The following is a 19,213-nucleotide window of genomic DNA, read 5'->3' as shown; positions in this document are numbered from 1 at the left end:
ATCCTCCTCGGACGTTCCGCTTCCGCGTCGCCGGGGAGGGCAGGGCCGCGATGGGCTATCGACCAATTGAGGAATACGGGCTGATCGGCGACCTGCATACGGCCGCCCTGGTGGGTCAGGACGGGTCGATCGACTGGCTATGTTACCCACGGTTCGACTCGCCGAGCCTCTTCGGCGCGATTCTCGACGAGCACAAGGGCGGATCGTTCCGGATCGCCCCGAGCTGCCCGCATGCAACCCGGAAGCAGCTCTACTGGCCCGACACGAACGTCCTGGTGACGCGCTTCCTCTCCGAAAAAGGCGTGGCCGAGATCACCGACTTCATGCCGGTCGGCCTGCACAACGTCCCCGGTGCGCCGTTCCTCGTGCGAAAGGTCCACGTCATCCGAGGCTCGGCCCCATTCCGCCTCCATTGTCGGCCGGCGTTCGACTACGCCCGCACGCGTCACCAGACGAGGATCGACGGCGCCAGGGCCGTGTTCGAAGGTCCCAGCCTGGAGTTGGAACTCGTCGGCTCGATCGATCTGACGCCCGAGGACGACGGCGTCGCCGCGGTGTTCACTCTCAAGCCGGGCGAGACGGTCGCCTTCGCCCTTCGCCGACCTTCCGACGGCCCCTTCGGTCATGACGAGGCGGAGGAGCTCATGCGCGCCACGATCGCCTACTGGCAGACGTGGCTGTCGCACTGCACCTACAAGGGGCGATGGCGCGAGATGGTCGAGCGCTCCGCGCTGGCCCTGAAGTTGCTGACCTATGAACCCACCGGCGCGATCGTCGCCGCGCCGACGTGCAGCCTTCCCGAAAAGATCGGCGGTGAGCGGAACTGGGATTATCGATTCACCTGGATCCGCGACGCCGCCTTCACGCTCTACGGCTTAATGCGGATCGGCTTCACGGAGGAAGCCGGTCGGTTTATGAACTGGATCGAGGCTCGCTGCCATGAGGACTGCGGCGACGCCCCGTTCCAGGTCGTCTACGGCATCGACGGTCGACACGACTTGCCAGAAGAGGAATTGAGCCACCTGGACGGCTACTGCGGCTCGAAGCCCGTCCGAATCGGCAACGGCGCCGCCGGCCAGCTTCAGCTCGATCTGTACGGCGAGTTGCTGGACGCCGTCTACCTCTACAACAAGCATGGCGCGCCGATCTCTTACGACCTGTGGGTCCAGCTTGAACGGATCGTGAACTTCGTCTGCGACAACTGGAAGCGCGAGGACGAGGGAATCTGGGAGGCTCGCAGCGGCCGCCGGCATTACGTCTATTCCAAGCTCATGTGCTGGGTGGCCATCGACCGGGCGATCCGACTGGCTGACAAGCGGTCGTTCCCCGCCGATCGCGAACGCTGGATCAAGGCTCGCGACGAGGTCTACCTGGACGTGATGAAGAACGGCTGGAGCAATCAACAGGGCTCGTTCGTCCAGGCGTACGGCGCCGAAGCGCTCGACGCCTCGGTCCTCATCATGCCGTTGGTCTTCTTCCTGTCGCCGACCGACCCGCGGCTGTTGAAGACCGTCGAGGCGATTCGCCGCCCGCTGGCGCAGGGGGGGCTGTCATCCGACAGCCTGGTCTACCGCTATGACCCCGAGTTGAGCCCCGACGGGCTCGACGGCCGAGAGGGCGCCTTCAATATGTGCTCGTTCTGGATGGTCGAGGCCCTGACCCGGGCCGGGAAGGCCGATCCCAAGTACCTGCGAGACGCCCGCCTGATGTTCGAACATATGCTCGGATACGCCAATCATCTCGGCCTCTATGGCGAGGAGACCGGTGCGACCGGCGAGGCCCTGGGCAACTATCCCCAGGCGCTGACCCACCTGTCGCTGATCAGCGCCGCGTTCAACCTCGACCGCGCTCTCGACGAAGGACGGTCCTCGTGATCCGGTTCGGCCTCTGCTGCGTCTTTCTCAACGAGCCCATCAAGTTCTCCACGACCACGGCCGCCTCGCTCGGCAAGCTGGACCGCGCGGCCGGCCTGGCGAAGCTCTCCGCGATCGGCCTGGCGAACGCCGGGTCTTTGCGCTCGGCCTTGACGTATTGCGCGGCGAATGGGATCGGCTGCTTCCGGGTCAACAGCCAGATCCTGCCGCTGAAGACGCACCCGCTGCTGGGTTACAACGTGGAAGACCTGCCGAACTCCGACCAGGTCGTCGCCCGGTTCAAGGAGTGCGGCGACTTCGTCCGCGCCCACGGCCTGCGGACGTGCTTCCATCCCGATCAGTTCGTCGTCCTGAACTCGAAGCGAGCGGACGTGGTGGACTCCTCGCTGCGCGAGCTTGAGTATCAGGCCGAGGTCGCCGAATGGATTGGGGCCGACGTGATCAACGTCCACGGCGGCGGGGCGTTCGGCGACAAGCCGACTGCGCTGGCTGATTTCGCCAGGGCCCTGGACCGCCTATCTCCCCGAGCCCGCGAGCGCCTGACCGTCGAGAACGACGACCGCGTCTTCACCCCGGCCGACCTGCTGCCCGTCTGTCGCTCAACCGGAGTGCCGCTCGTCTACGACGTCCACCACCACCGTTGCCGCCCCGACGGCCTGTCCGTCGAGGAGGCCACGACGGCCGCCCTCGCCACCTGGAACCGCGAGCCGCTCCTGCACATCTCCAGCCCCATCGACGGCTGGACCGGAGCCCGCCCCGAACGCCACCACGACTTCATCGACACGACCGACTTCCCCGACTGCTGGCGAAGCCTCGACGTAACGGTGGAGGTCGAAGCGAAGGCGAAGGAAGTCGCCGTCCTCAGACTGAAAGGCGACCTGGCTCGGCGGATTTGAACGATCGGTGACGTCAGAGGAATCGTCTGATAAGTGGCCTTATTCGGTCGGCCCATTTCACCGTGGGGCCAGTCGCCGGTCCGTCGCAACGGCCGCATTCCGTCTCGCTCTCGCGATGCCCATCGCCACCGTCCCCCCGGCCAGTGCAACGAGCAGTTGCGGCGAACCGAGGACCAATCCTTGGACTTCCAGGCTCAACCGATAGACCTCGCCCAGGTCGGCGTCATAAAGGCTCGGCTCAATCTCGTTGATGTAGTACACGACGGACCGCCTCACGAGTTCAGGGGTCGTCAGGCAGCAGACAAGATAGATGCAGACCGTGACCGCAAGAGACGCCGCGAAGCCCCTGACGAAGGTCCGGCCTTGTTCCCCGCGTCGCCCGTTCGTCGACACAGACATAAGTGAGATGGCCAGAACGGTGACGCTCGGCAACAGGCCGACTTCTAGGTTGCCCAGACCAAGAGGCGGAGAAGAGGAACAGACGACCGCGAGATGAAACCCGATTAGGGCGATAGCGAGCATGAGCCAGCCGAGCGAGATTCGGTAACGAGTCACTTCGACCTCCTACGGTCAATCGAACGGTTCCATATGCACGAGGACTCCGGCCACGTTGGGGACGGCCGAGCGGATGGCTCCTTTGACCTTGCCGCTCATCACATGAGCCTCCCAGAGGGGAATCATGCGGTCCGCCTGGACGTGGAGGTCGACGAAGAATTCGGTGCCGAGCCTTCGGACTCGTAGTTTCTCGATGGACCGGACCCCTTCGACGCCTCGGGCCGCTTCCGCGATTCGCTCCGTGGGGAAATCCTCAGGCATCCGGTCCATAAGGTCGCGGATAGCGGGACGAAGCAGCAGGAAGCCGTTGATGGCGATGATGCCGGAGGCGACCAGGGCCGCCCAATCGTCGGCCGACTCCCAGCCTGGACCACCCCAGAGGGCGACGGAGATTCCGATGAACGCAGCGGCTGAGGTCAGGGCGTCGCTGCGGTGATGCCAGGCGTCGGCCTTGACCGCCGTGCTTCCGGTCTCCTCGCCGACCCGCAGCACTCTTCGCGAAAGCACCTCTTTCACCACGACGACGACGGCAATGACGGCGAGCGTGAACGGGGCGGGCATGTGGTGCGGCGTCCGTATCTCCCTAACGGCGGCGACGGCGATGCCGAGGGCTGCACCGAGAAGCATGAGCGAAACGATGGCGGCGGCGAGTGTCTCAGCCTTCCCATATCCGTAGGGGTAATCCTCGTCTGCGGGTCGCGTGGTGACCCGCAGACCAGCCCAAACGATGAGCGAGGAAAAGATGTCGGTCGACGATTCCACGGCGTCAGCCACAAGGGCGTACGAGTGGCCGAGGATTCCGGCCAGGAGTTTGACTGTGACCATCGCGGCGTTGACCCCGAGGCCCGTCAAAGCGGCCTTCATGCCGCGTTCGGCCGGCGAGGCGAGACTTTCGTTCCGAGAGGGGACGGTGTTGGGTGAAGTGCTCATGGGGCCATTTCATCTCATCGAGCAGAACTTGGATAGATGAGCGGGGGGGCTCAAGCGAAGCTCTCCCAAGGACGCCACGCGGACGTCAGCAGGCCGAGCAGATTGCCGGGAGGCTTTGTGCAGGATAAACCCCTTTATCTTCCCCTTGCCCTCGTGCCGATTACCGGGCAGAACGCCCATTATCTCCTACAAACGCCGACAGCCTTCTGGAGCGACAACCAGAACGCGGACTGCTGGATGGGCAGTCCGAAGGTGGTCTTAATCTAGGTCGACATCCCAAGCTACCAGTGGGTCCGATAATCGAAATTATGTTGCTGAATGAAAGTCTGGATCGATCGTATTGATTACGCCGGGACTCCAGCTGTCGATGAGGTTTGGAGAGTACATTCCCCCATAGAGAGAACCGCTGCGTGCGGGATCTTTGACATCTCGGTTGGATTGTGAGAATCGCCGAGCCCAGGCGCAGGCGGCTCCGCGGCCGTCTCCACAGGCTTGCCTGGAAGAGCCGCCCGACCGGAGGTTTTCTCAGGATGAGGCGGGAGCGAGTCCTCCGGTTTCTCGCCGAACGAAGCGACTGACCCAACAGCGCAACACGTTTGCTTACAAGTCATTGCGACCTGATTCCGGGAGGCTGCTCAAGCCGATCGAACCCAAAGCGAAGCCATCGAAGGGGAGTTGATATCCGTCGAGGGTGAGCCTCAATCCGATGCGACGGGCGGTCGCGTTGACCAGGGTCCGGGTGACGGGGACAATAGGGCGGTGAGCGGCCTCCGCCGCCGATTGTCCCAATTGAGGAGAAGCGATGCCCAAGATCGTCCTGTTGCGCCACGGCGAAAGCATCTGGAACAAAGAGAACCTGTTCACCGGCTGGTACGACGTCGACCTGTCGGATCAGGGGAAGGTCGAGGCCAAGAAGGCCGGCGAGGTGCTCAAGGCGGAGGGGTTCGCGTTCGACGTGGCCTACACGTCGGTCCTCAAGCGGGCGATCCGCACCCTCTGGTACACGCTCGACGAGCTGGACCAGATGTGGCTCCCGGTCTTCAAGACGTGGCGGCTCAACGAGCGGCACTACGGGGCGCTCCAGGGGCTGAACAAGGCCCAGACGGCCGCCAAGTACGGCGATGAGCAGGTCCTCGTATGGCGCCGCAGCTACGACACGCCTCCGCCGGCCCTGGAGGAGTCCGACCCCCGCTATCCCGGCACCGACCCCCGTTACGCCGGACTGACCAAGGCTGAGCTCCCCAAGACCGAGTGCCTCAAGGACACGGTCGCACGGGTCCTCCCCTACTGGAACGAGACGATCGCCCCGGCCATCAAGTCCGGGAAGCGGGTCATCATCGCCGCCCACGGCAACAGCCTCCGGGCGCTGGTGAAGTACCTCGACGGGATCTCCGACGACGACATCGTCGGCCTCAACATCCCGACGGGCATCCCGCTCGTTTATGAGCTGACCGACGACCTCAAGCCGATCAAGAACTACTACCTGGGCGACCAGGACGAGATCGCCAAGAAGGCCGCCGCGGTCGCCGCCCAGGGCAAGGCGAAGTGACCCAGATCAGCCGCACCGGCGAGGACGGCCCGAACTCTCGGACCGTCCTCGTCGCGCTGTATCGGGGTATCAACGTCGGCGGCAATAACGCCGTGAAGATGGAGTCCCTGCGCTCCATGCACGAGCGGCTTGGACACCGCGGCGTGAAGACCTACATCCAGAGCGGCAACGTCGTCTTCGCGGCCGACGGGCCGATCGAAGAGGTCGCCAAGGCCTGCGCCGTGGAGTTCGCCCGCGATTTCGGGTTCTCGTCGCGGGTCATGCTCGTCGATGCGACTCGGTGGTCCGAGATCGTGGCGGGCAATCCTTACTCGGAGCCCGCCGCGGAAGACCCGAAAACGGTCCACGTCGGCATTTGCCTCGGCACCCCGGACGCGGAGCGTATGGCGGCGCTGCTGGCCAAGGCCAAAGGACGCGAGGCGTTCGAGATCCGAGGCGACGTCGTGTATCTCCACGCCCCCGACGGCCTCGGCCGCTCGAAGTTCGCCGAGGGGATGGAGAAAGCGGCCGGCGTCCCGATGACCATGCGGAACTGGCGGACGATGGAAACGCTCCGCGACCTGGCCGCAGCCGTCGAGGACTGATCAGCCCTCGATCGGCCGGATGACGCGGCAGGGATTGCCCGCGGCGAAGACGCCCTCGGGGACGTCGCGGGTGACGACGCTGCCGGCGCCGATCACCGACCGCGAGCCGATCGTCACCCCCGGGCAGATCACCGCCGCGCCGCCGACCCAGACGTCCTCGCCGATCGACACCGGGCGAGCGTACTCGCGCAGGCGACGAGCGGCGGCGTCCATCGGGTGCATCGCCGTGTAGATCTGGACCGAGGGGCCGAACATCGTGTACGAGCCGATGCGGACCTCGGCGACGTCCAGCACGACACAGTTGAAGTTGAAGAAGACCCGCTCTCCCATACGGATGTTCGAACCGTAGTCGCAGAAGAACGGCGGCTGCATCCCAACGGTATCCCCACCGGCCCCGAACAACTCGCGGAGGATTCGCCGACGCTCGTCGGCGTCGGCGTCTCGCGTGGCGTTGAGGGCCCAGCAAAGGTCGCGGGCTCGCTCGCGCGCCGCGACCAGCTCGGGGTCGGCCGGGTCGTACAACTCCCCGGCCAGCATCTTCTCGCGTTCGCTGGGCATCGGCTCAGAAGAGAGTGTAGATGAACGGGGCGGCGGCCGTGCTGGAGAGCCAGATCAGGACGCCCAGCAAGAGCATCACGACCACGATCGGCATCAGCCACCACTTCTTGTTCTCTCCAAGGAAGGCCAGGAACTCGGCGACGAGGCTTTCGCCCTCGCCTTCGGCGGCGGCCTTCTCAAATTCGGTTCGGCGCGGGGCTTCGGACATGGTCGGCCTCAGAACTGCTTGAAGTAGCGGCGGGGATCCGTGGGGGTCGTCTTGGGAGTCCAGTACGTTTCGGCGGCCGGCTCGAATCGACGGTCGAGCGGGTCGCGGCCGATTAGCCGGAACAGCAGGGCCAGCGGCGTGAACAGCCCGTAATACATGACAGCCAGGGTCAACAGCGAGACCGTCCAGCCGATCGGGAAGGCTAGAACCATCCAGGCGACGTAGATCGGCCTCAGCAGAGCCGGGGCGACCAGTCCCAGCAGGCCCATGACCAGGGCGACCCCGCCCAGGACCATGGCGACCGTCGTGCGGCCTCGGTAAAGCCCCTGGTGCAGGGCGAGCCCCCCGAAGAAGACGAAACCGATCGCGGCGAACTGCCGGAGCGTCTTCAGCGTCGGGTCGAACTTGATGTCGGACCACTGCATGCGGGCGTCCTCGTCTCGTCAGTCGAGCTGAAACTGGGAGAGATACCGTTCGCGGACGCTCGCGCCGGCCTTCCGCGCGGCGTCGTCCTTGACGATCACGTAGTCCTCCAGGACGAGGACGTCCATGTCGGTGGCCAGGAAGCAGCGGTAGGCGTCCTCGGGCGTGCAGACGATGGGCTCGCCGCGAACGTTGAAGCTGGTGTTGACCAGAATCGGGCAGCCGGTGAGCCGCTCGAAAGCCTCGATGAGCCTGTGGAACTGAGGGTTGCGTTCCTCGTCGACGGTCTGAAGCCGCGCGCTGTAGTCGACGTGCGTAATCGCCGGCACCTCGGAGCGGACCACGTTGACCCGCCGTCGGAGGTCGGGATCGTCCTGCATCGTCCTGAGAGCCTCGGCGTCGATCGGCGTGCGGCGATCCTCACGCACCGGGGCGACGAGGAGCATGTAGGGGCTCTCGTGCTCCGGGTCGATCTCGAACCAGTCGGAGGCGCGCTCGCGGAGGACGGCCGGTGCGAAGGGGCGGAAGCTCTCGCGGAACTTGATCTTGAGGTTCATCGTCGCCTGCATGGCGGGCGATCGGGGATCGCCGATGATGCTGCGGGCGCCCAGCGAGCGCGGGCCGAACTCCATCCGGCCGTGAAACCAGCCGACGATCTTGTCGTCGGCGAGGTGACCGGCGACCTGCTCGCAAAGCTCGGCCTCGGTTTCACAGGGAGCCGCGTCCACCCCCTGCCCCGCCAGGAACCGGCCGATCTCCTCGTTCGTGAACCGAGGGCCCAGGAAACTCCCCTGCTGGGAGTCGCGGCCGTGGGGCTCACGAGGCTTCTCCAGTAGTTGATGCCAGACGAAGAGCGCCCCACCGAGCGCCCCACCGGCGTCGCCGGCCGCGGGCTGGATCCAGATGTCGTCGAAAGGCCCTTCGCGGAGGAGCCGACCGTTGGCCACGCAGTTGAGGGCCACGCCGCCCGCCATCACGAGGTTGTTCGCCCCCGTCTTCCGGTGCGCCTCGCGGCCGATCCGGAGGACGACCTCCTCCGTCACCCACTGGATGCTCGCCGCCAGGTCCATGTGCCGCTGTTCGAGGTTCGACTCCGGCGACCGCGGCGGGCCGCCGAACAGCTCATCGAACCGGGCGTTGGTCATGGTCAGCCCCTGGCAGTACTGGAAGTAATCCATGTCCAGCCGAAAGCTGCCGTCGGGCTTGAGGTCCATCAGGCGATCGAGGATCGCATCCTTATAGATGGGCCGACCATAAGGGGCCAGGCCCATCAGCTTGTATTCGCCGCTGTTGACCTTGAACCCGCAGTAGTAGGTGAACGCCGAGTACAGCAGGCCCAGCGAGTGCGGAAAGGCGATGTGCTCGAGCAGATCGATCCGCGAGCCCTCGCCGACGCCCACGGTCGTCGTGCTCCACTCGCCGACGCCGTCGAGGGTGAGGATCGCGGCGCGGTCGAAGGGGCTCGGAAAGAAGGCGCTGGCGGCGTGGCTCTCGTGGTGGTCGGTGAAGACCAAGCGGGCGCGACAGCCGAGGCCCAGGGCCTCCCGGATCATCCGCCGCATGTGAAGCTTGTCCTTCAGCCAGAGCGGGATGGCCAAACGGAAGCTCTTGAAGCCGGCGGGTGCGTAGGCCAGATAGGTCTCGAGAAGCCGTTCGAACTTCGTGAGCGGCTTGTCGTAGAAGACGACGTAATCGACGTCGGCCGGACTCAGGCCGGCGGCCTCGAGACAATACGCGACGGCCCTCGTGGGAAACGCGGCGTCGTGCTTGATGCGCGTGAACCGCTCCTCCTGGGCGGCGGCGGCGATCCGGCCGTCCACCACCAGAGCGGCGGCGCTGTCGTGGTAGAACGCGGAAACCCCCAGGATCGCCGTCATGCTCGTCCTCGTCCCTGTTTCTCGAGCGAGCCGGGCGGCGGGCCTCCCGCCCCCCCTCCTGTATACCGGCGATTCCCAGGTTATCACGAGCGTCCAATCCTGGCGAGGCCGGCCGGCGCGGTCCTCGCGCCGAGCAGGCCGCCGCTGGACGGACGGCGATTCCGGACCTACTTGGTTTTTATATAGACTTTCGTGGTTTTCAGGGTCGGCGCAGTCTTGAAGGCGTCGTCTTCGTGATGTCATAATAATGGGTGGAGCGCATCCACGGCATCACCCGCAACTGGCCCGCCCCCTCCCAGGCACCGAGGAGAGCTCATGGAAAACGCCCTGGTCGATCAACCGGCCGCGAGCCACTCCGAGTCAGTGGTCCGACGTCCCCAGACCGCCAGTCGTTCTTCCGCCTGGAAGCTCGACGTGCGCTGGTTGGCGATGATCTGCTTGCTGCTCGGAGTCTCTGGAGCGGTACGATACTGGCGGGAATTCCAGTTCGCCTCCATCCTGACTCGGGAGAAGGAATCCCCGTTTCCGCTGAAAGACATCCCCAAGATTCTGGGGGATTGGCGGATGATCGAAGGGGCGGAAGCCACTCTCGATCCCGAGATCGCAAGGATCGCCGGGTCGAGCGACCATATCGTGCGCAACTATGAAAACCAGCGAACGGGGGAGACTGCCACCGTCCTGGTGCTCTACGGCCTCGCGGAGCTGGTCTGGGGCCATACGCCTGAGGTCTGCTACCCGGCCACCGGGGGCAAGGCGGTATCCGTCCCTCGGACTGTGATGATCGCCGGCGCGAACGAGTCAGCCCCTCCCATTCCCTTCCGTGCGGGAGTGTTCAGCCGCATCGAGGGTGGAATGAACGTCTTCCATGACGTCTACTACTCGTTCCGAAACGCTGGAACCTGGGATCCCTCCATGGGAGGGCGTTGGAAACTCTTCCGGTACAACCCGGGGATGTTCAAGGTCCAGGTTCAGCGTACGATCAAATCCTCCGAGCCCCCCGACGAGGCGTGCAACGACTTGCTCAGCGCGCTGGCCGCCGAGATCGACTCAAAGGCGCGAACCGGGAATGGGACCGAGGTCGCCGCTCGATAACGTTCAGAGCGTCGAAGACCGCTCCTTATGCACGACGCGGCTCACGACCGCAGCCATTTTGATCGCCCCGGCCCCAAGCCCGCCGACGACGAGCACCGTCGCGAGCGCGGGGAGCAGGAGGATCGCCAGGCCGACGTGCACGCAGCGGACGCCGACGTGAAAGCCCCGAGCGTCATTCGAAGTCGAAGCTTGGATCGATCGTGACGCGGCCGCAAGATCCGGCCGCCCTCGCTCCAGGTCTTGAGCGATCATGATCGTCGCTCCCTTCGTCTAGTTTCCCGGACGAGGTGAAGCCGTCGGCTTCCGCCGTCCTCGCACTTAACCGGCGCGCACGAGACTCGCCCATCGAACTCGATCGGCCCCAGGCACGACCAGGCTCCTCAAAAAACACCCCACGCGATGACGCGCCGGCGATGCCTCCGACAATTCCGCAAAAATCCGTTGCTTACAGGCAACGAGGATGCATCCAAATCGCCGCCGCCTGCGACACGCGGGATGTCCTATACGTAATCATAGAAAGCCGGCGCTCGAATTCTATCAGGTCACGAACTTGGGTTAACCAGCTAAAATAGATAAAATCATGGTCGCCAAACGGAAACCGGCTCTTGAGTCGTATCCAGGCCTACAAGGCGGCATGTTCCAGCGTGTGCGTGGACACGGCCGCACGCGGGGATTTCGTTTGACGATTTTGAACGCGTTGGATTACAGTTTCACGATGACGGCGGGGGGCGGGCGTCGAGAATTCCACGGCCTGCGAGCCCTCTCCCTGGTTGACGGGGACCGTCGATCCCTTCTTCTCGACCGGGACGGCTTCGGACCCTCGCCGTCCCCCGCGGCGATCTCGCCGGCGCACGATCTCGATAGCGATCCCACCACCTTCGAGTAATCATCGATGGAAATTTCGGACAGGCACGACTCGACACTGCCGGCGCGATCGCTCTCGCCATCACCGTCGCCGCTCACGCCGGCCCGGCCGGCCGCCTCGTTCGGGGAGCGTCGCGAGTTGGCGACCGTGGGTGCGGGCGCGAACATGGGTGCAGGGCCGACCACGCGAATCGACCCGGTCAGCATCCTGCGAGGCCTGGCCCGGAACTGGTGGAAGATCCTGGGCCTCTGGTTGGCGGCGTCGGCCCCCCTGCTCTACCTGATCTACACTCAGGTGAAGCCGACGTACCAGGCGGTCAGCATGATCGAGGTGCATGCGATCCAGCCGGACCTGTTCGGCAGCGACAACCGCAACTCCTCATCGATGGCCGATCGGAAACTCGAAACGGAAATCAACGCAATCACGGTCGACGATATCCTTAATGAGGTCGTGGCCGATCCGTCGGTGGTCAACCTGCCGATCGTCAAGAATTCGACCTGGCCCGTTCAGACGCTCAGAAACAAGCTGGTCGTCTTCAACCTCCCGAAGACCGAGTTGATCCGAGTCTCGTTGGATTCGACCGACCCCGTCGAAGCGGCGAACGTCGTGAACGCGGTCGTCCGAACCTATATGGATACGACCAGGAATAAGAAGAGCGCCGGCGACGAGCAGTTCATGAAGAGCCTGAAGACGTATCTGGATTCGAAGAACCTCGAACGCCAGAAAAAGGAGGCCGAGCTCTTCGCGCTGATGGATAAGGGAGACATCGATCCAGACAAGGTAACGGTCGGCGCAACGAAAGGCTCTCAGGGAGCGAAAGCGGAGCAATCCACCAACAAGCCGTCGCTCGAGCAGAACACCTCGTTCGAGGAGTTTCGGAAGTACAAGAGCATGCTGCTGGAAAACCAGGTCAAGCTGCTCGAGGCGCAAGCCGAACTCGATCAACGGTCGGCGGGATTCGAGGAAGTCGCCGACGTCGCCGAAGACCCCAACACTGCGACCCGGATCTCGAAGGCGGAGCTTACTCAACTCGTCGCCGCCCAATTCTATCGCCTGCCGCCTGTCGCGGAACTCCTGGAGAAGATGAGGGACATCGAAGGTCAGATGGATCGTATCGAGAAAGGCACTCGCAAGGGGAACGATCCCGCACTTCGTAGGTTCCAGACAACTCACGACGATCTCAAGGCCCGCATCGAGGAGAAGTGGCAGACGCACCGAGCCGAGGTCGAGGAACAGGTCAAACTTTCGTTGCAACAAGGCCGACCAGCGGCAGCGGGCGGCGGGGATCAGCATCTGGAAGGTCGGCCCCGGACGATCCCCGAGCTGCGGGAGATCGTGTTGGAACTCCAGCGGAAGGAGGCTGCCATCACGAAAGCCCTGGACCAGACCCAATTCGAAACCCAGCAGTTGAATTCCGACACGTTCCGGGCCCAATTCCTTCAGACGCAGATCGAATCGATCGTGGAAGACGAGCGCGTCGTCAACCGAAAGCTCCAGGACCTGGACTTCCGCTATCGAGACTCCTTGAGCGTCGAGTTGCGGCAAGAAGCTTCGATTCCCCGGACGCCTTCTGACAGCAAACGGCTCAAGCTGATGGCGGCGGCGCCGCTGGCCCTTCTGATCGCCCTGCTGGGGCTGTTCTCCCTGTTCGAGATCAAGGCGGAACGGGTCGGCGATCCCGACTCGCTGTCGAGCCGGGTTCAGTCGGAGGTCTACTCGCTGCCGCCGATCCCCATGTCGCGGTCGCCGAGACGGCTGGGCTCCAACGGCGACGACAACATCGACCGCTTCATCCAGCGACTGGACCATCTGCGGTTCGCCATCTGCGGCGACCATCCCGACGTCGGTCTGGGGCGTTGCGTGCTGATCACCAGCGCCGTCGGGGGTGAGGGAAAGACGACTCTGGCGGCGCAACTGGCGGCTCGTTGCGGCCACGCCGGCCACTCGACGCTGCTGATCGACGCCGACCTCCGGCGCGGGGCTCTCAGCCCCCTGCTCGACGTCGCCGAAGGCCTGGGCCTCAATGACGTGCTGACGCGGGAAGACCTGAACGTCGAAGACGTGGTGATCCCCGTGCAGGGCGGAACCTTCCACCTTCTCTGCGCTGGAACGCCGACGTCCGACACCAGTCGCGTTTTTCAGGGGCGCTCGTTCGGGATGCTGATCGCCCGGCTCCGACAGCTCTACGATCTGATCATCATCGACTCGCCGCCGATCCTTCCGGTCCCCGACGCCTTGATCATGGGGCGTTGGACCGACGGCGTGGTGCTGGCTTCGCGTTACGACGTGAGCCGCGCCCCGCAGGTCGAACGGGCCCGCCGTCAGCTCGATCTGGCGGGCATCCCGGTTCTGGGCACCGTGATCAATGGCATGAGGTCGTCGGACTCGTATTACGGCCGCTACACCTACAGTCGCCAGCCGACGGCGAGCGCCGACCCTGGCGTAGCCGGCGACGAGACCTCCCCCGAGTGAGCGGCGCGGCTCGCCGGTTCGTGCACAACCGACCCGGCGATGCCCTAGGCTTGAATAGGAGACTGCGAGGAGGCTGCGGCCGCTGGCTCTGGACTGCAGCGGCCTGCATCCGCCTCTCCTCTTAACCGATCTCAGACCCCAAGGGATTCGACCTTGTCTCAACTCCCAGCCTACCCAACGACGGACCCGTCGCAGAGCGCCGGCGTTGGACCGTCCCCACTCGAACGGCTCCGCGACCACCCCTGGCTGCCTGCCGCCGTCGTAGGCATCGCCTTGCTGGTCTTCGCGTACCTGCCGAACCTCCTTTCCCTGGCCAAGGTCTGGGAAATCGAACCGAATTATTCGCACGGCTTTCTGGTGATCCCGATCGCGGCCGTCATCCTCTGGCGGCGGATCAACGATCACCCCTTCACCTGGTCTCCCCCGAAGACGTCCTGGCGGACCTGGGCTCTGCTGGCCTTGCTGCTGGCGGTACGGGCCTTCTCCTATGAGACAGGAAGGGCCTGGACTGAGAACATCACTTTGATTCCGGTGGCGGCGTGCGTCACATATGCGGTGGGCGGCCAGCAGCTGCTCTCGCGCGCCTGGCCGGCCCTGGCGTTTCTGGTGTTCATGTTCCCCCTGCCGGAGGCGCTCAATTCGCTCGTCTCGCAACCGCTGCAGAACGTCGCCACGAAGGGGAGCTGTTTCATCCTCCAGCTCATGGGCATGTGGGTCATTCCCGCGGGCAACGTCATCAATTTGACCTCGCCCCACGGCCCTGAGCAGTTGGAAGTCGCCCTGGCCTGCAACGGTCTCTCCATGCTGATGACGCTGGCCGCGACGGTGACGGCCACCGTGATCCTCATCCCCATGCCGCTGTGGAAGCGCATCGTCGTGTTGCTGAGCGCGCTGCCGATCGCCCTGATCAGCAACATCTCGCGAATCGTCGCCACCGGATGGTGCTACTACTACGTAACCGACGAGGCGTGGCGGCACCGATCGCACGACTGGGCGGGCTTTCTGATGATGCCCCTGGCCCTGGCGTTGGTCGGTATGGAGGTCTGGATTCTGTCCTGGCTGTTCGACGATCGTGAAGCCGAAGCCGCGGCGCGTCCGATCGGTCCGGCCGTCATCCAGCAGAGGTCCTCGTGATCGATCCCGTCTGGGTCTGGGGCGTCCCCTTCGCTCAAATGACGCTTGAGGAAACCGTCGCCGCGATCGACGCACTGATCGAAGAGCGACGGCCCTCATACTTCATCACGGCCAATCTGCACTACGTGATGTTGACCCACCAGGAACCCGACCTGGATGCGATCAACCGTAGGGCCGCGTTCATCCTGGCCGACGGCGCTCCGATCGTCGCGGCCTCGCGCCGCCTGCCGTCGCCGCTCCCGGAGCGCGTCGCCGGCTCGGATCTGATCTTCCATCTCTGCGACCTGGCGGCCCGCAAGGGACGAAGGCTCTTCTTCCTGGGCGCCCCGCCGGGAGTCGCCGAGGAAGCCGCCACCAAACTCCGCAGCCGGTATCCCGGACTTCAGATCGTCGGCACGGCCTGCCCGCCGTTCCGCAAGCTCACCGCTGAAGAGCATCAGACGCTGGTCGACGAGATCCGCGGCGCGCGTCCCGATCTGCTGTTCGTCGCATTCGGTCAGCCCAAGGGCGAACGCTGGATCTCCGAGAACCTGGAGCAGCTCGACGTCCCGGTGGCCGTTCAGGTCGGGGCCTCCCTGGAATTCGCCGCGGGCCGGTTTACTCGGGCTCCTCGTTGGATGCAGAAGACGGGCCTCGAGTGGCTCTTCCGACTTCTTCAAGAGCCCCGCCGACTGACTTCGCGATACGCACGTAACGCGGCGTTCTTGGGACGGATGAGACTCCGCGAGAAACGCGGCGGCCTTGAAGCAGCCCACGCGCCCCGCCGATCGGATAATCATCCCGAGGCTGTCGTTGCAGCGCAGGACGACCGCCCGTGAGCGCTGCACGCCCCGCCGTGTTCCTCGATCGGGACGATACGCTGATCGCCGACGTCCCCTATCTCTCCGACCCTGCCGGGGTCCGGATCCTCCCGGGAGCGGCGAAGGCGCTAACGGCCCTGCGCCGGGCCGGGTTCGCGCTGGTCCTCGCCACCAATCAATCGGCCGTCGGTCGGGGAATGATCACGGAGGCCCGCCTCCAGGAAATCCACGACGAGCTTGAACGCCGGCTCGCCGTCGACGGCGCCGGGCTCGACGCGATCTATCACTGCCCCCACGCACCTCGAAGCACCGACCGGACGACGATCGAACACCCCGATCGCAAGCCCGCCCCCGGGATGCTCCTGCGTGCGGCCGAGGAGCTGCGTCTGAACCTCGCGGCCTCGTGGATGGTCGGCGATCTCATCAGCGACGTCCTCGCCGGGCTCAACGCCGGCTGCCGCAGCATCCTCGTCGGCTCGAAATCAACCCTGGACGATCTGCCCACCCCCGTCGCAGCCGGTCGCGTCTTTGCGGCCGCCGACCTCGCCGCCGCCGCCGATCTGATCCTCGCCCACCCGGAGACGCCGTGAAGCCGACGCCCGACGACGAGACCGCCCCGCGGATCGCCTACCTCGTCAACACCTATCCCGTCCCCAGCGCGACCTTCATTCGCCGCGAGCTGCGCCAGGTCGAAAGCCAGACCGGACCGGTCGCTCGATTCACCCTCCGTCGCTGGGCGACGGGGTTGGTCGATCCTGACGACCAGGAGGAATCGCGACAGACTCGCGCTGTTCTGGAGTTGGGGGCGGTCGGGCTGGGGAAAGCCCTGGCGAAGACGACGGTGAGCCGGCCTGGTCAGTTCCTCAAGGCTCTGAACCAGGCCGTAAAGCTCGGTCGTCGTGGCGCGAGTTCTGGCCAGGGCGTTCTCAAGCACCTGGTCTACCTGGCCGAGGCGTGCGTCCTTCTGGACTGGCATCGCGAAGCCGGGACCGAACACGTCCACGCCCACTTCGGCACGAACTCGACGACCGTCGCCCTGCTCTGCCGGACGCTCGGCGGCCCGCCGTTCAGCTTCACGGCCCACGGTCCCGAAGAGTTCGACAAGCCCGTTGCGCTGGGGCTCGACGCCAAGGTGGAGGGCTCCGCCTTCGCCGTCGCCATCAGCGAGTACGGCCGCAGCCAACTCAGCCGTTGGGCCTCCTACGACCAATGGCCGAAGCTCAAAGTCGTCCACTGCGGGCTCGACCCGCTTTTTCTCAAAGCCGATCCGGTCCCGATCCCCGAGGCCCCACGCCTCGTCTGTGTGGCGAGGCTCGCCGAACAGAAGGGACTCCCCATCCTCATCGAGGCTGCGGCGAAGCTGAAGGCCGAGGGAGTGAAGTTCGACCTCGCGCTCGTCGGCGGCGGTGAGTTGAAGACCGAGATTGAGTCGCTGATCGACCGCCTCGGCCTGGCTGATTCCGTCCGCCTGCTGGGGTGGAAGAGCAACGCCGAGGTCCGCGACCTCGTCCTGCAATCCCGCGCTCTGGTTCTGCCCAGCTTCGCCGAGGGCCTGCCGGTCGTCCTGATGGAGGCCCTGGCGTTGGGGAGGCCGGTGGTCAGCACGTGGGTGGCCGGCATCCCCGAACTGGTCCGCCCGGGCGAGAACGGCTGGCTCGTCGCTCCGTCGTCCGTCGATGCCCTCGCCGACGCGATGCGCGAGGTGCTCGAAGCCCCCGTCGAACGACTCGAAGCGATGGGCCGCAATGGAGCCGTCCGCGCCGCCGAGCGTCACGACGCCCACGTCGAGGCCGGCAAGTTGGTCGCCCTAATCCGCGAGAGCCTCGCCCGCCGCTGAGAGGCGGACGGGCGAGAGACTCAGCCGACTTCAACCCTTCAGGTAGTAGTCCGCCATCGCGTCCCAGGCGGCCGATTCGTCCCAGCCCAGGATGTCGGCGTCGACGACGTCGGTGTTGATGCGGACGCGCGGCTCTGGGAAGGCCGTCTGCTTCTTCAACTCGACCTCGCACGGGAGATTCAGCCGAGGCCGCATCTCCTGAGCGAGCCGGAGCGTGAATGCGCCCTGGCTTTCGGCGTAGCCCATCGGGTTGAGCTGGGCGTAGTTGGGGAGATCCGGCAGGCCCGCGACGAACGCGGCGTACGCCTTCGCCAGAAGCGAGACGTGGATGTTGTCGCGGACGTAGACCGGATTCGAGCAGGAGGGAGTCTTCCCTTCCAGCCAGTTCTTCATGAGGTAGGCCGTGTAGCGCGGCTCCTCATAAGGACCGAACGGGTTCGGGATGACGAACTTGCCCAGGCTCAGACCGTCGCGGCCGGCGTAATAGCGGAACGTCTCGGACGTGAGCCGCTTCGAGAAACCGTACGGCGAGAAGTCGGGAAGGCCCTGCGAACCGGCCCCCTCGCCGCCCTCGAATGCGGAGCCCGTCAGAACGATCCGCCGCGAGCCGCCGGATCGCAGAGCCTCGATCACAGCCGGCAGGTTCTTCGCGTTGTTGGCGGCGGCGCCGACGGCGTCGAAGTCCGGACTTCGGTAATTGGTGACGTCGGCCCCGTGATGGCAGAGGACGTTGAAGCCGCCCTCGCGCAGAAGCGCGAGGAACGCATCGTCGCCGAACGACGCTCCATAGACCGGCTTGCAAACGTCGAGGAGCCCCTCAGCGCGACGGCGGCGGACCTCGTCGGGATAGTCCTCGGGACGCTTGCGCAGGACGGCCGTGACTTCGTGACCGGCCGCCGCCAGTTCGCGGACGAACCAGTAGCCGGTGAACGAGCTGGCGCCCGTGAGAAGAATCTTCATGGGTTGATCAAACCGTCAGGTGCCAGGCGGGGTCGAAATCGCGCTGATTGGCGTCCTTCTCGGAGAGGACGACCGGCGCGATGGGCCACTCGACGGCGAACTTCGGGTCGTTCCAGCGGACGCCCCGCTCGTGCGAAGGCGAGTAGAACTCGTCCACGAAGTAGAACGCTTCGGTGTCGTCGGCCAGGGTGATGAACCCGTGGGCGAAGCCCTTGGGGACGTACATCATCCGCCGATTCTCGGCCGAGAGTTCAGCGCCGAAGCTCTTGCCGAACGTCGGGGAATCCTGGCGGAGGTCGAGGATCACGTCGTAGAGCGACCCCCGGATGCAACGCACAACCTTGGTCTCAGCCGCCGGGGCGAGCTGGTAGTGCATCCCCCGGAGCGTCCCCTTCTGGGCGCTCAGCGAGTTGTTGATCTGGACGAAGCGGTCGACGAGGCCGGCCTTGGCGAATTCCTTCTCGCAGAAGGCTCGCGCGAAGAAGCCGCGGTCGTCGCCGCGCTTTTCCAGGTCGATCAGGAACGCGCCCGGGATGGGCGTCTCGGTGAAGATCATCGGTGTGCCTTGGGTATAGACTCTGAAGGATGTCGCGTCGACC

At 65.1% G+C, this 19,213-nt stretch carries 19 protein-coding genes; 10 read left to right on the top strand and 9 right to left on the bottom strand.

Going from position 1 to position 19,213, the window contains the following annotated elements:
* Positions 1-50 precede the first annotated feature (50 nt).
* Together G5C50_RS25615 and uvsE are read left to right on the top strand one after the other, a co-directional pair.
* Positions 51-1,874 carry a glycoside hydrolase family 15 protein gene (locus tag G5C50_RS25615; protein ID WP_165073821.1) on the top strand — a complete coding sequence of 608 codons (1,824 nt, stop codon included), beginning with the start codon at positions 51-53 and terminating at the stop codon, positions 1,872-1,874.
* Entirely contained in the window at positions 1,871-2,770 is a 900-nt protein-coding gene (gene uvsE, locus G5C50_RS25610; RefSeq protein ID WP_165073820.1) for a UV DNA damage repair endonuclease UvsE, read from the top strand. Before G5C50_RS25615 ends, uvsE begins: the two co-directional genes overlap by 4 nt.
* A 57-nt stretch (positions 2,771-2,827) precedes the next feature.
* On the opposite strand, the gene G5C50_RS25605 is transcribed toward uvsE, so the two are convergent.
* Both G5C50_RS25605 and G5C50_RS25600 read right to left on the bottom strand, forming a co-directional pair.
* Complete coding sequence (locus G5C50_RS25605; protein WP_165073819.1) at positions 2,828-3,325, bottom strand: hypothetical protein; 498 nt, start codon at positions 3,323-3,325, stop codon at positions 2,828-2,830.
* Positions 3,326-3,340: 15 nt separating this feature from the next.
* On the bottom strand, positions 3,341-4,255 hold the full coding sequence (locus G5C50_RS25600; protein WP_240907362.1) for a cation diffusion facilitator family transporter: 915 nt from the start codon (positions 4,253-4,255) through the stop codon (positions 3,341-3,343).
* 802 nt (positions 4,256-5,057) lie between these two features.
* Between G5C50_RS25600 and gpmA the strand changes: the two genes are divergently transcribed.
* Together gpmA and G5C50_RS25590 are read left to right on the top strand one after the other, a co-directional pair.
* Entirely contained in the window at positions 5,058-5,804 is a 747-nt protein-coding gene (gpmA, locus tag G5C50_RS25595) for a 2,3-diphosphoglycerate-dependent phosphoglycerate mutase (protein WP_165073818.1), read from the top strand.
* Positions 5,801-6,388 (top strand): DUF1697 domain-containing protein, encoded by a 588-nt coding sequence (locus G5C50_RS25590; RefSeq protein WP_165073817.1) that lies wholly within the window; start codon positions 5,801-5,803, stop codon positions 6,386-6,388. The genes gpmA and G5C50_RS25590 overlap by 4 nt, the downstream gene beginning before the upstream one ends.
* Here the strand turns inward: G5C50_RS25590 and G5C50_RS25585 are convergent, their stop codons facing one another.
* The 4 genes from G5C50_RS25585 to G5C50_RS25570 are packed head-to-tail and all read right to left on the bottom strand — an operon-like array spanning position 6,389 to position 9,454.
* Positions 6,389-6,946: a sugar O-acetyltransferase gene (locus G5C50_RS25585; RefSeq protein ID WP_165073816.1), complete on the bottom strand. Its 558-nt coding sequence runs from the start codon at positions 6,944-6,946 to the stop codon at positions 6,389-6,391.
* 4 nt (positions 6,947-6,950) lie between these two features.
* A complete protein-coding gene (locus G5C50_RS25580; RefSeq protein ID WP_165073794.1) occupies positions 6,951-7,154 on the bottom strand; it encodes a DUF5989 family protein in 204 nt (67 codons plus the stop codon).
* An 8-nt stretch (positions 7,155-7,162) separates the two neighbouring features.
* On the bottom strand, positions 7,163-7,579 hold the full coding sequence (locus G5C50_RS25575; protein ID WP_165073815.1) for an SxtJ family membrane protein: 417 nt from the start codon (positions 7,577-7,579) through the stop codon (positions 7,163-7,165).
* An 18-nt stretch (positions 7,580-7,597) separates the two neighbouring features.
* The gene (locus tag G5C50_RS25570) at positions 7,598-9,454 is read right to left on the bottom strand and encodes a carbamoyltransferase family protein (RefSeq protein WP_165073814.1); all 1,857 of its coding nucleotides are present in this window, start codon (positions 9,452-9,454) and stop codon (positions 7,598-7,600) included.
* Positions 9,455-9,769: 315 nt separating this feature from the next.
* Between G5C50_RS25570 and G5C50_RS25565 the strand changes: the two genes are divergently transcribed.
* The gene (locus G5C50_RS25565) at positions 9,770-10,546 is read left to right on the top strand and encodes an exosortase-associated EpsI family protein (RefSeq protein ID WP_165073813.1); all 777 of its coding nucleotides are present in this window, start codon (positions 9,770-9,772) and stop codon (positions 10,544-10,546) included.
* 3 nt (positions 10,547-10,549) lie between these two features.
* On the opposite strand, the gene G5C50_RS25560 is transcribed toward G5C50_RS25565, so the two are convergent.
* Complete coding sequence (locus G5C50_RS25560) at positions 10,550-10,798, bottom strand: hypothetical protein (RefSeq protein ID WP_165073812.1); 249 nt, start codon at positions 10,796-10,798, stop codon at positions 10,550-10,552.
* A gap of 640 nt (positions 10,799-11,438) precedes the next feature.
* Here G5C50_RS25560 and G5C50_RS25555 point away from each other — a divergent pair.
* From G5C50_RS25555 to G5C50_RS25535, 5 genes are all read left to right on the top strand, one after another.
* On the top strand, positions 11,439-13,883 hold the full coding sequence (locus G5C50_RS25555) for an exopolysaccharide transport family protein (protein WP_165073811.1): 2,445 nt from the start codon (positions 11,439-11,441) through the stop codon (positions 13,881-13,883).
* A gap of 153 nt (positions 13,884-14,036) precedes the next feature.
* Positions 14,037-15,017, top strand: coding sequence for an exosortase/archaeosortase family protein (locus G5C50_RS25550; protein WP_165073810.1), 981 nt, complete (start codon positions 14,037-14,039; stop codon positions 15,015-15,017).
* Positions 15,014-15,835, top strand: coding sequence for a WecB/TagA/CpsF family glycosyltransferase (locus tag G5C50_RS25545; protein ID WP_206107851.1), 822 nt, complete (start codon positions 15,014-15,016; stop codon positions 15,833-15,835). The genes G5C50_RS25550 and G5C50_RS25545 overlap by 4 nt, the downstream gene beginning before the upstream one ends.
* On the top strand, positions 15,832-16,407 hold the full coding sequence (locus tag G5C50_RS25540; RefSeq protein ID WP_165073809.1) for a D-glycero-alpha-D-manno-heptose-1,7-bisphosphate 7-phosphatase: 576 nt from the start codon (positions 15,832-15,834) through the stop codon (positions 16,405-16,407). Before G5C50_RS25545 ends, G5C50_RS25540 begins: the two co-directional genes overlap by 4 nt.
* Complete coding sequence (locus G5C50_RS25535) at positions 16,404-17,654, top strand: glycosyltransferase (RefSeq protein ID WP_206107850.1); 1,251 nt, start codon at positions 16,404-16,406, stop codon at positions 17,652-17,654. Before G5C50_RS25540 ends, G5C50_RS25535 begins: the two co-directional genes overlap by 4 nt.
* Before the next feature lie 30 nt (positions 17,655-17,684).
* On the opposite strand, the gene G5C50_RS25530 is transcribed toward G5C50_RS25535, so the two are convergent.
* Positions 17,685-18,614, bottom strand: a complete 930-nt coding sequence (locus tag G5C50_RS25530; protein WP_165073808.1) for an NAD-dependent epimerase/dehydratase family protein — start codon at positions 18,612-18,614, stop codon at positions 17,685-17,687.
* A 7-nt stretch (positions 18,615-18,621) separates the two neighbouring features.
* A complete protein-coding gene (rfbC, locus tag G5C50_RS25525; protein WP_165073807.1) occupies positions 18,622-19,170 on the bottom strand; it encodes a dTDP-4-dehydrorhamnose 3,5-epimerase in 549 nt (182 codons plus the stop codon).
* Between the last annotated feature and the right edge of the window lie 43 nt (positions 19,171-19,213).

The sequence above is a fragment of the Paludisphaera rhizosphaerae genome (genome assembly GCF_011065895.1).
GTDB classification, from domain to species: Bacteria; Planctomycetota; Planctomycetia; order Isosphaerales; family Isosphaeraceae; genus Paludisphaera; species Paludisphaera rhizosphaerae.
Note: the sequence above shows the minus strand (reverse complement) of the source record. Positions and strands in the feature narration are given on the sequence as shown.

Excerpts from the sequence above, each read along its gene's own strand:
- G5C50_RS25555 (WP_165073811.1), top strand. The coding sequence starts at position 11,439 with ATGGAAATTTCGGACAGGCACGACTCGACACTGCCGGCGCGATCGCTC.
- G5C50_RS25565 (WP_165073813.1), top strand. The coding sequence starts at position 9,770 with ATGGAAAACGCCCTGGTCGATCAACCGGCCGCGAGCCACTCCGAGTCA.
- G5C50_RS25575 (WP_165073815.1), bottom strand. The coding sequence starts at position 7,579 with ATGCAGTGGTCCGACATCAAGTTCGACCCGACGCTGAAGACGCTCCGG.
- rfbC (WP_165073807.1), bottom strand. The coding sequence starts at position 19,170 with ATGATCTTCACCGAGACGCCCATCCCGGGCGCGTTCCTGATCGACCTG.
- G5C50_RS25570 (WP_165073814.1), bottom strand. The coding sequence starts at position 9,454 with ATGACGGCGATCCTGGGGGTTTCCGCGTTCTACCACGACAGCGCCGCC.
- G5C50_RS25600 (WP_240907362.1), bottom strand. The coding sequence starts at position 4,255 with ATGAGCACTTCACCCAACACCGTCCCCTCTCGGAACGAAAGTCTCGCC.
- G5C50_RS25530 (WP_165073808.1), bottom strand. The coding sequence starts at position 18,614 with ATGAAGATTCTTCTCACGGGCGCCAGCTCGTTCACCGGCTACTGGTTC.
- gpmA (WP_165073818.1), top strand. The coding sequence starts at position 5,058 with ATGCCCAAGATCGTCCTGTTGCGCCACGGCGAAAGCATCTGGAACAAA.
- G5C50_RS25615 (WP_165073821.1), top strand. The coding sequence starts at position 51 with ATGGGCTATCGACCAATTGAGGAATACGGGCTGATCGGCGACCTGCAT.
- G5C50_RS25585 (WP_165073816.1), bottom strand. The coding sequence starts at position 6,946 with ATGCCCAGCGAACGCGAGAAGATGCTGGCCGGGGAGTTGTACGACCCG.
- G5C50_RS25580 (WP_165073794.1), bottom strand. The coding sequence starts at position 7,154 with ATGTCCGAAGCCCCGCGCCGAACCGAATTTGAGAAGGCCGCCGCCGAA.
- G5C50_RS25560 (WP_165073812.1), bottom strand. The coding sequence starts at position 10,798 with ATGATCGCTCAAGACCTGGAGCGAGGGCGGCCGGATCTTGCGGCCGCG.